Consider the following 13,342-nt stretch of genomic DNA (forward strand, 5'->3'; position numbering starts at 1 on the left):
TGCGGCTACCCGATCATTGCCAGCACCGCTCCCGCGGTGACCACCCCGCCCGCTTCGGCACGGATGCCGGTCACCGTTCCGTCGCGGTGCGCCGCGATCCGGGTTTCCATCTTCATCGCTTCAAGAACGACGACGGCGTCCCCCGCCGAAACTTCGTCGCCCGGCTCTACGAGCCACTTCACCACGGTCCCGGCCATGTCGGCGCGCAGCTCCCCAGGGTCGGCGGCATCCGTGCCCGAACGGTCAGCACCGCCGCCGGACCCCGAACCAATCGAAACCCCGGCCGGAAGCGCCCCACCGGACAGTGCCCCACCGGACAGTGCCCCACCGGACAGTGTCCGGGCAGAAAGTGCCCAGCCGTCCAACAAATCCGCCGGCAGGCCCACCGCCATGCGGCGGCCGTCCACCTCCACGGTGATGGTGCGGCGTTCGCCGTCGGGCGCTGTGGTGCTGTAGCCCGGATCGGCCGGGATCCGGTCCGCGAAGTCGGTCTCTATCCAGCGGGTATGAATGCCCAGGCCGGTTTCGGAGGTGAAGTCCGGGGACTCGAGGACCGCCCGGTGGAACGGCAGCACGGTGGACACGCCGGTGATGCGGATTTCCGCGAGAGCGCGGCGGGCCCGGCGCAGCGCCTGCTGGCGGTCCGCGCCCGTGACGATCAGCTTGGCCAGCAGGGAGTCGAACTGCGGCGCGACGAACGAGCCGGAGCGGACGCCGGTGTCCAGGCGGATGCCCGGACCGGTGGGACCGGAGAACTCGGCAATGGTTCCGGGTGACGGCAGGAAGCCGCGGCCCACATCCTCGGCGTTGAGCCGGAACTCAAAGGAATGGCCGCGCGGTGCCGGGTCCTCGGAGTAACGCAGGCGTTCTCCCGCCGCGATCCGGAACTGCTCCTGGACCAGGTCGATCCCGGTAGTTTCCTCGGTGATCGGATGCTCCACCTGCAGGCGGGTGTTGACTTCGAGGAACGCCACGGTGCCGTCCGTGGCCACGAGGAATTCCACTGTCCCGGCGCCGGAATAGCCGGCTTCCCGGCAGACTGCCTTGGCGGCGTCGTAAATCTGCTTCCGCTGGTCACCGCTGAGGAACGGCGCAGGGGCCTCCTCTACCAGCTTCTGGTGCCGCCGCTGGAGGGAGCAGTCGCGGGTTCCTACGACGACCACGTTGCCGTGGGTATCCGCCAGGACCTGCGCCTCGACGTGGCGGGGACGGTCCAGGTAGCGCTCCACGAAGCATTCACCCCGACCGAACGCGGCGACGGCTTCCCGGACCGCAGAGTCGAAGGCTTCCTCCACTTCGTCCAGGGCGCGGACCACCTTCATGCCGCGCCCTCCGCCGCCGAAGGCTGCCTTGATGGCGATCGGCAGGCCGTGTTCTTCGGCAAAGGCGCGCGCTTCCGCGGCCGAGTCCACCGGACCGTCGCTGCCGGCCACGAGCGGCGCACCGGCGCGGACGGCCGTCTCCCGGGCGGTGATCTTGTTGCCAAGCAGCAAGATGGCCTCCGGCGTCGGGCCGATCCACGTCAGTCCGGCATCCAGGACTGCCTGGGCGAAGTCGGCGTTCTCAGAGAGGAAGCCGTAGCCGGGATGGATGGCGTCCGCGCCGGACTGGGCGGCAGCGGCGAGCAGCTTGGGGATGTTCAGGTAAGTGTCCGCGGGCGAGTTCCCGCCCAAGGCGTACGCCTCGTCCGCGGCGGCGACGTGCACTGCGTCAGCGTCGACGTCCGCGTAGACGGCGACGGAGCCCAGTTGGGCGTCGTCGCAGGCCCGGGCAATCCGGACGGCGATTTCTCCGCGGTTGGCGATCAGGACCTTGCGCATCAGTTACTCGCTTTTCGTTCGGAAGTGGTTTCGGGGGCCGCTGCGGCGGCTGGGATCTCGGCGGAAGGGGAAACGCGGGCTGGAACGTCTTTAGCAGGAGCCCAGCGGAAGCGGATCTTGCCGCCAATCGGGATCTGGGCTGCGATGTCGAGCTGGTGGTCCACCACGACGGCGATCACCGGGTAGCCGCCGGTGATTGGATGGTCGGCGAGGAAGAGTACGGGCAGGCCCTCCGGCGGGACCTGAAGGGCTCCGGCAACGGTGCCCTCACTGGGGAGTTCGCCTGCGCGGCTGCGCTGCAGCGGCGTGCCGTTCAGGCGCATGCCCACCCGGTTGGACTGCGGCTTCACCTCCCACTCCTGGCCGGCAAAAGACGCCAGCGCCTCCTGATCGAACCAGTCGGCGCGCGGGCCGGGGACGACGTCGAGCACGGTCACCCCGGTGCCCGGGAACTCCGGCTGCAGCTCGGGGGTCCCGACGACGCCGGATTCGGTCTCGCCACCGGCGGCAAGGACCTGGCCGGCGGCAAGCGGCGCCGGGCCGATGCCGGACATGGTGTCGGTGGAACGGCTGCCCAGCACGGGCGCTACGTCCACTCCTCCGCGTACGGCGAGGTAGCTGCGGAAACCACTCTCCGGCGCGCCGATGGTCAGGGTCTCGCCGTCGAGCAAGGCGAAGGGGGTGGCTACCGGAACCGAGCGCCGGACGGTCCCGGAATCCTCGTCTGAAGCAGAGTCGTCCGAAGCAGAGTCAACGGTCAGTTCCGACGGCGCGCCGGCGACGGCGAGGACCTGGTCCCCGACGGCCGTCACCGTGAGTCCGCCGGCGACAGTCTCAACGGCAGCGGCCGACGGCGCGTTCCCCACGAGGCGGTTGGCCCGCCGCAGCGAGGCCCGGTCCAGCGCTCCGGCGGCGGAAACCCCCAGTGCGGAGTGGCCGTAGCGGCCGAGATCCTGGATCAGGCTGTAAAGTCCCGGAGAAACGATCTGCAGGCCGGATGGAACGTCCTGCGGCTCCGCCGCGGCAACGGTAACGGCTTCATCAGCCAGTGTTACTGCGTCCCGGACGGCACGGAACTGCACCCGGTGGCCGGGGCTCGCCAGCGCGGGCTGTTCACGGTCCAGGTCCCACATTTTCGCGCCGGTGCGGCCGATGAGCTGCCAGCCGCCCGGGGACCGGCGCGGGTACACGGCGGAGTAGTTGCCGGCCAGGGCCACCGAGCCGGCGGGAACGGCGGTGCGCGGTGAGCTGCGGCGGGGCACTTCGAGGACCTGGTTCTCCCCCACCATGTAGCCGAAGCCAGGGGCGAAGCCGGCGAAGGCCACAGTCCAGATCTGCCCGGTGTGAGCGGCTATCACGCCGTCCGCTCCGAGGCCGGTCAGCTCCCCCACTTCGGTGAGGTCTTCGCCGTCGTACACAGTGTCAATGACCACCAGGTCGCCGTCCCGCTGGGGCGGCGCGGTGAGGTCGAGTTGCAGCAGCAGCGCGGCGATGCGTCGTGCAGCTGCCGGCGAATCCGCCGTCAGCAGGACCGTCTCGGCCGCGGCCAGAACGTCCTGCTGGCCCGGCAGCGGGTTCTCCAGAAGCAGTGCCTGCAGGGCGAGGACGTCCCGGGTGCCGGAGAGTTCGGCGAGCACCGCCCGGGTCCCCACCGCACGCACGGACCTGACCTTCTGAACGGCCGCCTTTTGTGCTGCCACTGTTTCCATAGCCGCTTCCATCGTTGCCGGTGCCGTGAATGGGATCTGAGCCACTTAGGCGCGCGATTCCTGCAGCAGCCGTTCTTCCTCGGCCGTCTGCGGGTTCCGGCCGAGCGCCAGGCCGATGACGGTGACCACGGACGCCACCAGCAGGTACACCGCGATCAGTAGCCAGTCGCCGGACGCTGCGTAGAGGGCGGTGAAGATCAACGGTGCCACGGCGCCGCCGATCACTCCGGCCAGCGTGTAGGCCAGCGAGCTGCCGGCGTAGCGCAGCCGGGCCGGGAACTGCTCGGTGATGTACGCCGCCTGCGGGCCGTACATGAACGCGTGGAAGGCCAGGCCGATCACGACGCCGAAGGTGAGCATCAGGACGGACCTGCCCTGGATCATCAGGAAGAACAGCGGGGTGTAAGCAGCGGTTCCGACTGCGGCAATTCCGTAGACGAGGCGGCGGTTGAAGCGGTCCGTGAGGGCCCCGGCTGCGGGAATAAGTACCAGCTGGAAGGCGGAACCGATCAGGATGGCGCCGAGGACATTGCCGGTGGTCATGCCCAGTTCCTTGGTGGCGTAGACCGCCACGAAGACGGTGAAGAGGGCGTAGAGAACATCGGGGCAGACCCGGGACAGGGCGGCCGCGACCAGGGCACGCGGTTCCTTGGTGAAGACCTCCTTGATGGGGGCCTTGGGCTGTTCACCGTGGGCAAGGATGGCCTTGAAGACCGGGGTTTCCTCGAGCTTGAGCCTGATGAGCAGGCCGAAGACCACGAGGAGTGCGGAGGCCAGGAAAGCGACGCGCCAGCCCCAGGAAAGGAAGGCCTCGTTGCTGAGGGTCGCTGCCAGCACGGCCAGGACTCCGTTGGCCATCAGGTTGCCGGCCGGCGGGCCGATCTGCGCGGCCGAAGACCAGAAGCCGCGCTTGTGGGCATCGCCGAACTCGCTGGAGAGCAGGACGGCTCCGCCCCATTCGCCGCCGACGCCGATGCCCTGGGCCAGTCGCAGCAGCACCAGGATGACCGGGGCGGCGACGCCGATGACCGAGTAGTCAGGCAGCGCACCGATCAGCACCGTGGCTGCGCCGATCAGCATGAGGGTAACTACCAGGACTTGCTTGCGGCCGATCTTGTCGCCGAGCCGGCCGAAGATCACACCGCCGATGGGGCGGGCGAGGTAGCCGACGGCGAACGCCGAGAAGGAAAGGAGCAGCCCGACGAACTCGTCATTGCCGGGGAAGAAGATCTTGGGGAAGACGAGGGCGGAAGCCACCGAATAGATGGCGAAGTCGTAGTACTCAAGGGACGTGCCGGTGAGGCTGGCGACGTAGGCCTTGAGTGCTCCGGGCGGCATCCTCTTGGTTTGCGGCTTCTTTGCCGGGGACGGCGTTCCGGGTGTGGACCCGGCCGGTGATGGGTTTGAGGCGGTCATTAGATACTCCGGGGTTGGGGTGTTGGAGTGCTTGGAAGGGTTATTCGGCCATGCTGCGGCAGGCAGGCCGGGCGGTCAGGCAAAGGCGGCGACGGTGACGCCTGCTGCGGTCAGGGCTGACTTCACGGCTGTGGCCATGGCAACGGCTCCGGGGGAATCGCCGTGCACACAGATGCTTTCTGCGCGGATTTTCAGGACGGAACCGTCCACGGTGCGGACGGCGGAATCAGTGGCCATCTGTAGGACATGTTCCGCCACTTCTGCGGGATCATCAAGGACAGATCCTGGCAGGGAGCGGGACACGAGCGTGCCGTCCGGGTTGTATGCCCGGTCGGCGAAGGCTTCCGGGACGGCACGCAGGCCGGCGGCTTCCGCCAGGCGGAGCACCTCCGAGCCGGGAAGCCCCAGAATGGGCAGCTGGGCGTCCACCGATTTCACAGCGTCGACCACGGCCTGTGCCTGCGCCGTGTGGTGGACGATCGCGTTGTAGAGCCCGCCGTGCGGTTTAACGTACTGGACGCGCGTGCCCTCCGCCGCGGCCAGCGCCTGCAGCGCGCCGATCTGGTAGACGACGTCGTCCGCGAGCTCGTTGGGCGCTATGTCCAGAAAGCGGCGGCCAAAACCGGCAAGATCGCGGTAGCCCACATGTGCGCCGATGACGACGCCGGCGGCGGCCGCCTGCCGGCAGGTCTTCCGAATAACGCTGGGATCACCGGCGTGGAAGCCGCAGGCCACGTTGGCGCTCGTGACGGAGCGGAACATCGCCTGGTCATCGCCCAGGGTCCACCGCCCGAATGATTCTCCGACGTCGCTGTTCAGGTCGATCTTCGTCATTGTGATCCTCGTCTCATAGAAGCCTGAGTTCTAGGATGCACCACTTTGAGGAATTGTTCAACAATCCAACGATTAAACGATGTGGCAATCGTGTAAATTCAAGGCATGACGAGCCCAGCCCGCAACGCCCGGAGTGCCTCCGCCCCAGCCGCTGCAGGCAACGGCGCATCGCTTGCCGGGGCACGCCTTCGGGTAGCCGTGCCCTCGGTGGCGGAGCGGGTTGCCCAGGAGCTGCGGCACCAACTTGCCGAAGGGCTGCTGCTGCCTGGCGCCAGGCTCACGGAAGCCGCGCTGGCCGAGGATCTAGGCGTTTCACGCAACACTGTCCGTGAGGCCTTCGCCGAGCTGGCCAGCGAGCGGCTCCTGGTCCGGCATCCCAACCGCGGTGTGTTCGTGGCGAGTCTTGGCGCCGGTGACATCCACGACGTCTACACCGTCCGCCGCGCCATCGAGGTAAGCACCATCCGGAACGGGGGCACCACGGAGCAGATTGCGGCCGTGCGCGCCGCTGTGGAAGAGGGCAAGAAAGCCGCGGCCGCGAATGACAATGAGGGGCTCGGCAGCGCCAACCAGCATTTCCACCGCGCCATTGTGGCCATGGCCGGAAGCCGGCGCCTGGACACAATCATGTCCCAGGTGCTCGCCGAGATGCGCCTGTTCTTCCACAAGGCCACGGTGGACGCCGAGTTCTACAGCGGATACCTGAAGGACAACGAGCAGATCTGCGCCGCGTTGGAAGCCGGGGACGGTGAGCGCGCGTCAGAGCTGATGCTGGCGTACCTTGACCGGTCCGAGGCCCAGCAGGTCGCCATTCACGGCGTCTGAGAGCGCTGAGAGCGCAGGTGCTTGGCTAGCGCTTGCCCTTTTTCCGCGAGCCGCGGCCGCGGCCCTTGTCCGGGTTGGGGGCGTAGCGCTGGGCCACCTTGGGCTTCTTGGCGCCGGTGCCGCGGCGGTCCGGCTTGGGTTCCTTCTTCGGCTTCTCCTGCTGGGCGGACGGCTGCCGGGAGCTCTGGGCTGTGCGCCCGCGGACAATGCCGATGAACTCCTCAATCACCTCGTCCGTGGCATCGCTGAGCCACGCCAAGGCAATTTCGGTGCCGGGCGCCCCTGTGAGCCGGCGGGCCACGGTGTCCTTGACGTTGAAGTGCCTGGCCACGGACATGGGCAGGATGAGCAGGCCCGCCCCCGACGCCACCACCTGCAGGGCAGCTTCCGGCCCGCCGAGCCCGTCGGCGTCGAGGAAGGTCTCCTCCGCGAGGTCCTCCAGTGCCACTTCCTCGAACACCGAGATCTCATGGCCCTTGGGTGCCACCACCACCGGCTGTTCTTCATACAGCGGAATGACATTCAGGCCCTCGCGGTCCACGGGCAGCCGCACAAAACTGAGGTCGGCAGAACCGTCGCGCAGCACGGAAAGCTGCGTGCCGCCGTCGGACATGAAGCCGCGCAACGGAACATGCGGCATCCGCTCTTCCCAGCGGCGGATCCACTTTCCCGGCGTGACGCCGGCGACGTACGCGAAGCGAAGCTCCCGCTGGCCGGGTTCTGGCGGGGCGGGGGCTAATGTGGATTCATCTTCAGCGGGCACACGTTCACAGTACCGCCCGCGCTCAGTACCGCCAGTGCAGTACCGCCGGAGCTCAGTACCGCCAGTGCCCCGCGCGGTGCCCGCTCTCGGTTCACCGTTGGTCCCCTTCCGGTACGCAGCCAGATACCCTTGAAGCATGACCTCTGCTAACTCCCAGTCCATGAAGCCGGCCACCGTTGCCAAGAAGCTTGGCATCTACCTGCCCGCAACACCCCAGGAGTTCCAGGATTCAACCATCACGCGCGCCGATTTCGCAGAACTCCAGGCGAACCCGCCGGAGTGGCTGGCCGAGCTGCGCCGCAACGGCCCGCACCCCCGCCCGGTGGTGGCGCAGAAGCTGAATGTCTCGATCAGCGGACTGGCCCGCGGCGGCGTCGAAGAGGCCCTGACGACGGCGGAAATCACCGCGCTGCTGCAGGCTCCCCCCGCGTGGCTGGTCGCCGAGCGCTCCACCCACGCCGCGGTGCGCGCCGAGGCTCAGCGCGTCAAAGACGAGGCTTCCAAGAAAGACGCCAAGAAGGCGCGCCAGGCCTAGCTGGAGCTTCCGGCAGCACGAAAGCTGCCGTAACCCTTGCGATAACCCGGACTCCTGATCCCCCATCCCGAGGGGACGCGAGCGCGGCTGGGGGGCCTTGCCCCCCAGCCGGCCTGCCGCCCACAGAAGCCAGACGGGGCGCGGCCAAACCATCTGCCGCCGCGACGAACGGCCCCGCTCATCCGGTCCGCTCCCCCACCATTTGGGGGCCCAAGGGGGCCGCAGAAATGGCGGGGGGAGACGCTCGAAATGCCCGCGAAGAACAGCGTTTCCCCAAGGCGGCCTATTGATTCTGTGATTGTGCGTGAAGGTATCGCGCACCTCGGATCGATGAGGTCATCATGAAATCAGCACAACACGAGCCGGAAGCGCGCACTTCACGCCTTCCCGGTACCCGCAGGGCCGGAATCATTGCAACCGTTTCGGCCGTGGTCTGCGCAACGTCCATGTTCACCATCCCGGCCGCCAGCGCGGCCGTGCCGACCTTCCCCGACAACCTCCTGGTCTTTCCCAACCGCGACTTCGTTACTGTCGAGGGTTACCAGAGCCACAAGGGCGAGACAGCAACCGTGGAGGTCACCCGCGCAGGAGTCGGCGTCATTGGTTCGGCGAAGGGCGTGGTCTCTGGCGGAGACGTTGCCTTTGAAGTCAACCACCCCGGCGGGTACTGCTGGGGGGCCGGTACGGGGCTGAACGTTACCCCCGATATCCAGCCGGGCGATACCGTCTCCCTCAAGTTCGGCGCCACGGCCGCCGGCGACACTCGCGTCCTGGACACCTATGTCACCGCCGACTCGATCCTCAGCGGCAGCACTGTTACGGTCAAAGGACACGTAGGCACCGGCGTCAACCGGGCTCAAATGGAACAGCGCATCATTGAGCCGGCCCTGACCGCCACCACGATCGCCCGCCGCGATATTCGCGCCGTCCCCGGCCTCCTCACCGCGGCCCCCAAGGGCGGCTACTCCTCCAGCCTTGAATTCGATGTCGACGGTCCCAACACCTTCACCGCAACCTACGTTTTCGATGACCCCGCCAACGCCGAGATCGCCGCGAACGCCGGACTCGGTGAGCGCGCCATGGCTTGGGAACTGGAGGACGCCGCGGCCAACCGACAGGGCGTGACCATCGCCGAGTTCGGCGAACCCGGCGGCCCGGGCATGGGCGGGTGCCCCAACGGTCCCCTCCAGTCCGGCCCTCCAGGGCCAACCAGCGTCTCTGCCGCGAAAGTGTCCGGCGGACTCAAACTGACCTGGACCCCCGCTGTAGCTATCCCGGGCACACCGGCCATCACTGGCTACCGGGCAACCGCGGTCGCCCAGACCGTGACCGCCAACGAACAAGTAGAAATTGGCAAGCGCATCACCGGCCAGGCAGCCTCCGGCACCACCATCACCGGACTGGCTGCCGGAGAGAACTACGACGTCTACGTCGTGGCCGAAAGCAGCACCGGAGACACCTTCCCCGGGGTCCACGCCATCCCGCAAACTGACACCACCGCCCCGACAGTGACGGCCACGCCCAGCGGAGGCACTTTCTCCACGGCCCAGAACGTCACCCTGACCGCCAGCGAGGCCGGAAGCAGCATCTTCTTCACCACCAACGGAACAGAACCCGTCCTCCCCGGCGGCGTCACTTCCGATGCCGCAACCCTTTACACCGGCCCGGTTAACATCGCCCAGACCGGCACACTCAAGTTCGCCGCCATCGACCCCTCGGGCAACGTGTCCCAGGCCGGCACACTGAACTTCTCCATCACCAACGACCCCGTACCGGCCGCCCCGGCCTTCTCAGGAGCACCCGTCGTGGGCCAGGGTACGGCAAGCCTGACCTGGACCGCACCGGACGCGGGCGCGCCCGGCCTGACCATCACCGGGTACACGATCCAGGCCTACACAGCTGACGGCACCGCGTTCGGCGCCCCCAAGACGGCTCCCGGCACGGCCACGTCCCTGGTCTATGACGGACTCGCCGGCGACACCGCCTACCAGTTCACCATCAGGGCCAGCAACATCAACGGCACCAGTCCCGAATCGGCCAAGACCGCGTCCGCGACCGCCCAAGGCGCCGTCGTGGCCATCGCCGGCCCGGACCAGAGCGTCGCCCGCCGCACCACAGCCACCACCGTGGCACTGGACGGCACCGGATCCACCACAACGGGCGCCAAGTACGAATGGGAACAGGTACTTTCCGGGGCAACTGATCCGAACCAGGTGACGATTACCGGCGGCACCACGCTGAAGCCGACGTTCAGTCTGCCGGTCTTCAAATCACCGATGACGAACAGTCCGCTCACTTTCAGGCTGACGGTTACGGTTGGCACCACGGTCCGGACAGACGAGGTCACCGTGACACCGGTAGCGGACACGGTAACGATCGGTATCGCACAGTGGAGGGCAGGCGATCTCAGGATCAGCGGCACCAGCAGTGTGGTCGGCGGCGTCATTACCATCCACTCCGGAAGCCCAACCGGCCCCGTGCTGGGCCAGGTAGCCGTCACTGCGGCGGCCGCACCGGCGACCGGTGGCGACTACAACCTCCGGCTACGCAACGCCGCAGCCGGAGCCAGCAACCCCGGCAGAGTCTGGATTGAGTCCACCGTAGGTGGAACGGCCGGGCCAGCCACCGTCGTGAACCGCTAGGCCACGTCGGGCATCACCAACAATCGCGGAGAGGCTGCAGAGTTTCAGGCAGCTCCGCCACCCAGTCCGGTGGCTGCCGGCAATGCGCCGGTAGCCACCGGACTTTTGTGCGCTCCGTAAGTTGTACTTCAGGCGCCGGCTCTCCCCGGGAATACTTGGCAGGGCAGTAGAGTTGATGCCTGCGAATGGGCGCCAATCCGGCCCCCATGCGAAGGAGTGAAACCACCATGGCAACCGACTACGACGCACCGCGCGTCAATCAAGAGGATCAGCCGGGGACCGAATCGATCGAAGCGATGCAGTCCCAGCGCGGCGGATCCCAGACAGCCCTGCTGGACGTCGAGGAAGCCGACACCGCAGAAGGCATCGACCTTCCCGGGGCCGACCTCTCCCACGAAGAGCTGCTCATCCAGGTCATCCCGGTGCAGGAGGACGAGTTCACGTGCATGTCCTGCTTCCTGGTCCATCACCGCAGCCAGCTCGCGCGGGAAAAAGACGGAAAAAAGTACTGCTCGGAGTGCGAAGGGTAGGACGCCCGTTGTTCACCCGGTCCTGATCGTTGGGCCCGGAACCCTCAGGAAATCTGCAGCCCTCCGTTGATGTCATACGTCGCTGCCGTGATGTAGCCGGCGTCCTCGCCCATCAGGAACACCATGAGCGCGGCGATGTCCCGCACGGTGCCAACCCGGCCCATCAGAATGTCGGCGGACATGGCGGCCTTGCGTTCATCCGTCAGCGTTCCGCCCATGATGTCCGTGTCCACCGGCCCCGGAGCGACGCAGTTGACGGTGATGCCGTGCTGGCCCATTTCCCGGGCCAGGGCTCGGGTGAAGCCGATGATGGCCGCCTTCGAGGCGCTGTACGCCACCTTGGAGTAGGTGCCTCCACCACGCTGGGCCGAAATGGAGGAGACGCTGACAACTCTGCCGAGCTTGCGCTCGATCATGCCCCTGAGCACACGCTGGGTAACCAGGAACGTGCCGGTCATGTTGATCTTGAACACGCGCTCCCACGCCTCGAGCGTCTCATCCATGAATTCCGTGGGCGAACTGATGCCGGCAAGGTTGGCCAGGCCAACGATCGGCGGCATGCTGGACTCGATCTCGTCGATGGCGGCGTTGACGGCCGCCGGGTCGGAGACGTCCGCGCCCGCCCCCGTGGCCTTGACGCCGTAGACGGCGGTGATTTCCTCTGCCGCCAGCCGCGCCGCGTCGCCGTCGATATCCAGGATCGCCACCGACCACCCCTGGCTGGCAAGCATTTCCGCCGTCGCCCGTCCGATGCCGCGCGGAGACGCGGCGCCGGTCAGCACCGCGGTTCGCTCGGCCGGCAACGTTTCGTGATGCGTCATGTCCCTTAGCCTCTCGTCGCCTGTTGTCAGTACTTGGTGTCGTCGAACTCGTCGGCAGCAACCGCTTCCTCACCAACGGCTGCACGGGTACCGGGCTTCACATGACCTTCCGGCCGCCTGCGTCCGTAGAGATAGGTGGCAACTGCCGTGATGGCCAGGACCGCCGACAGGAACACGAGGCCTGAGCGGTTGTCGCCCGTGGCGTCGTTGAACAGCCCCACCGCGTAGGGAGCCACGAAACCGCCCAGGTTCCCCAGTGAATTCACCATGGCAAGACCGGCGGCGGCCGCGGCTCCCACCAAGGCCGTGGAAGGCATCGCCAGGAACGGGGCAATGGCCGAGTAGATGCCCATGGCCGCCAGGGTCAGCGCCATCAGGGCGAGAATAGCGTTCACCTGCACCAGGAAGCCGGCAGCCAGGAGACCTACGGCAGCGAGGACCATGCTGATGCTGGCGTGCAGCACGCGGTTACCCGTCCGGTCGGAGCGCCTGCCCCAGAAGTACACAAAAACCGCCGCAATCGTGTACGGGATCGCCACGATGAAACCGACCTGGGTGGTGCTGAACTTGCCCAGGGCGGCAACGATGGTGGGCATCCACAGACCGAGGCCGTAGATTCCGCAGACCAGGCCGAAGTACAGCGCGGAGTACGCAATCGTCCGGGGGTCCTTGAGGCCGGCCAGGAAGTGGTGCGGCTGGCCCTTCTGCTTGTGGGCGAGCTCCTCGTCCATGGTCTTGGTCAGCCATTCGCGCTCCTCCGCCGGCAGCCACTTCGCATGGCCCGGGCGGTCCGTCATGAGGATCGGGGTGAGCAGGCCGAGCAGGATGGCCGGAATGCCTTCAATGATGTAGAGCCACTGCCAGCCGTGCAGGCCCGCAATGCCTTCCATCTGGAGGAGCAGGCCCGACACAGGGGCGCCCAGGGCGTTGGAGACCGGCTGCGCCAGGATGAAGATACCCAGGACCGTGACGCGCTGGGCGGCCGGGAACCACAGGGTCAGGTAGAAGAGGATGGCCGGGAAGAATCCGGCCTCGGCCGCGCCCAGCAGGAAGCGGACGACGTAGAACGTGGTTTCCCCGTTCACCAGGGCCATGGCGGTGGCAAAGACGCCCCAGGAGATCAGGATCCGGGCTATCCACTTTCGGGCGCCGAATCTGTACATGCCGCCGTTGCTGGGAATTTCCAGCAACGCATAGCCGAGGAAGAAGATGCCTGCACCGAGCCCGTACGCTGAAGCACTCAGCCCGATGTCCTCGCTCATGGTCAGCTTGGCGAAGCCCACGTTGTTCCGGTCCAGGTAAGCCACGAAATAGAGCAGGACGATGAGCGGCATGATGCGCCCGCGTACCCTGCGCAGTGTTCTGTGGCCCAGTTCGTCGAGATGATTGGCAGGATTCATGGAAGTCATGGTGCACCTCGCAGTGAGAACGGGCCCGCCGGGGTTCC

Annotated in this window: 11 protein-coding genes; 4 read left to right on the forward strand and 7 right to left on the reverse strand. The window is 67.2% G+C overall.

The window, feature by feature from the left end; all coding sequences use genetic code 11:
- Positions 1 to 5 precede the first annotated feature (5 nt).
- The 4 genes from LQ144_RS08835 to LQ144_RS08850 all read right to left on the reverse strand — a co-directional run bounded on the left by LQ144_RS08835 (position 6) and on the right by LQ144_RS08850 (position 5,779).
- Positions 6 to 1,820, reverse strand: a complete 1,815-nt coding sequence (locus LQ144_RS08835) for a biotin carboxylase N-terminal domain-containing protein (protein WP_230118188.1) — start codon at positions 1,818 to 1,820, stop codon at positions 6 to 8.
- Positions 1,820 to 3,529: a 5-oxoprolinase/urea amidolyase family protein gene (locus tag LQ144_RS08840; protein WP_230118189.1), complete on the reverse strand. Its 1,710-nt coding sequence runs from the start codon at positions 3,527 to 3,529 to the stop codon at positions 1,820 to 1,822. The genes LQ144_RS08835 and LQ144_RS08840 overlap by 1 nt, the downstream gene beginning before the upstream one ends.
- Positions 3,530 to 3,574: 45 nt before the next feature.
- Entirely contained in the window at positions 3,575 to 4,867 is a 1,293-nt protein-coding gene (locus LQ144_RS08845; protein ID WP_230118242.1) for an MFS transporter, read from the reverse strand.
- Between the two features lie 153 nt (positions 4,868 to 5,020).
- Positions 5,021 to 5,779, reverse strand: coding sequence for a 5-oxoprolinase subunit PxpA (locus LQ144_RS08850; protein WP_230118190.1), 759 nt, complete (start codon positions 5,777 to 5,779; stop codon positions 5,021 to 5,023).
- A gap of 105 nt (positions 5,780 to 5,884) precedes the next feature.
- Here LQ144_RS08850 and LQ144_RS08855 point away from each other — a divergent pair, with 105 nt between their 5' ends.
- Positions 5,885 to 6,604 carry a GntR family transcriptional regulator gene (locus tag LQ144_RS08855; protein WP_230118191.1) on the forward strand — a complete coding sequence of 240 codons (720 nt, stop codon included), beginning with the start codon at positions 5,885 to 5,887 and terminating at the stop codon, positions 6,602 to 6,604.
- 25 nt (positions 6,605 to 6,629) lie between these two features.
- Here the strand turns inward: LQ144_RS08855 and LQ144_RS08860 are convergent, their stop codons facing one another.
- On the reverse strand, positions 6,630 to 7,367 hold the full coding sequence (locus tag LQ144_RS08860) for a LysR family substrate-binding domain-containing protein (RefSeq protein ID WP_230118192.1): 738 nt from the start codon (positions 7,365 to 7,367) through the stop codon (positions 6,630 to 6,632).
- 136 nt (positions 7,368 to 7,503) lie between these two features.
- Here LQ144_RS08860 and LQ144_RS08865 point away from each other — a divergent pair, with 136 nt between their 5' ends.
- The 3 genes from LQ144_RS08865 to LQ144_RS08875 all read left to right on the forward strand — a co-directional run bounded on the left by LQ144_RS08865 (position 7,504) and on the right by LQ144_RS08875 (position 11,074).
- Positions 7,504 to 7,902, forward strand: coding sequence for a DUF5997 family protein (locus LQ144_RS08865; RefSeq protein ID WP_230118193.1), 399 nt, complete (start codon positions 7,504 to 7,506; stop codon positions 7,900 to 7,902).
- Positions 7,903 to 8,243: 341 nt separating this feature from the next.
- Positions 8,244 to 10,544 (forward strand): fibronectin type III domain-containing protein, encoded by a 2,301-nt coding sequence (locus LQ144_RS08870; protein WP_230118194.1) that lies wholly within the window; start codon positions 8,244 to 8,246, stop codon positions 10,542 to 10,544.
- 227 nt (positions 10,545 to 10,771) lie between these two features.
- A complete protein-coding gene (locus LQ144_RS08875; RefSeq protein ID WP_230118195.1) occupies positions 10,772 to 11,074 on the forward strand; it encodes a DUF4193 domain-containing protein in 303 nt (100 codons plus the stop codon).
- A 44-nt stretch (positions 11,075 to 11,118) separates the two neighbouring features.
- On the opposite strand, the gene LQ144_RS08880 is transcribed toward LQ144_RS08875, so the two are convergent.
- Positions 11,119 to 11,895, reverse strand: coding sequence for an SDR family oxidoreductase (locus LQ144_RS08880; RefSeq protein WP_230118196.1), 777 nt, complete (start codon positions 11,893 to 11,895; stop codon positions 11,119 to 11,121).
- A 26-nt stretch (positions 11,896 to 11,921) separates the two neighbouring features.
- The gene (locus LQ144_RS08885) at positions 11,922 to 13,304 is read right to left on the reverse strand and encodes an MFS transporter (RefSeq protein WP_230118197.1); all 1,383 of its coding nucleotides are present in this window, start codon (positions 13,302 to 13,304) and stop codon (positions 11,922 to 11,924) included.
- Positions 13,305 to 13,342 lie beyond the last annotated feature (38 nt).

The sequence above is a fragment of the Arthrobacter sp. Bi83 genome (genome assembly GCF_918698095.1).
Classification (GTDB): Bacteria; Actinomycetota; Actinomycetes; order Actinomycetales; family Micrococcaceae; genus Arthrobacter.

What these genes read in the sequence shown, in the direction of transcription:
- LQ144_RS08835 (WP_230118188.1), bottom strand. Translation starts at nt 1,820, where the DNA reads ATGCGCAAGGTCCTGATCGCCAACCGCGGAGAAATCGCCGTCCGGATT.
- LQ144_RS08840 (WP_230118189.1), bottom strand. Translation starts at nt 3,529, where the DNA reads ATGGAAACAGTGGCAGCACAAAAGGCGGCCGTTCAGAAGGTCAGGTCC.
- LQ144_RS08845 (WP_230118242.1), bottom strand. Translation starts at nt 4,867, where the DNA reads ATGCCGCCCGGAGCACTCAAGGCCTACGTCGCCAGCCTCACCGGCACG.
- LQ144_RS08850 (WP_230118190.1), bottom strand. Translation starts at nt 5,779, where the DNA reads ATGACGAAGATCGACCTGAACAGCGACGTCGGAGAATCATTCGGGCGG.
- LQ144_RS08855 (WP_230118191.1), top strand. Translation starts at nt 5,885, where the DNA reads ATGACGAGCCCAGCCCGCAACGCCCGGAGTGCCTCCGCCCCAGCCGCT.
- LQ144_RS08865 (WP_230118193.1), top strand. Translation starts at nt 7,504, where the DNA reads ATGACCTCTGCTAACTCCCAGTCCATGAAGCCGGCCACCGTTGCCAAG.
- LQ144_RS08870 (WP_230118194.1), top strand. Translation starts at nt 8,244, where the DNA reads ATGAAATCAGCACAACACGAGCCGGAAGCGCGCACTTCACGCCTTCCC.
- LQ144_RS08875 (WP_230118195.1), top strand. Translation starts at nt 10,772, where the DNA reads ATGGCAACCGACTACGACGCACCGCGCGTCAATCAAGAGGATCAGCCG.
- LQ144_RS08880 (WP_230118196.1), bottom strand. Translation starts at nt 11,895, where the DNA reads ATGACGCATCACGAAACGTTGCCGGCCGAGCGAACCGCGGTGCTGACC.
- LQ144_RS08885 (WP_230118197.1), bottom strand. Translation starts at nt 13,304, where the DNA reads ATGACTTCCATGAATCCTGCCAATCATCTCGACGAACTGGGCCACAGA.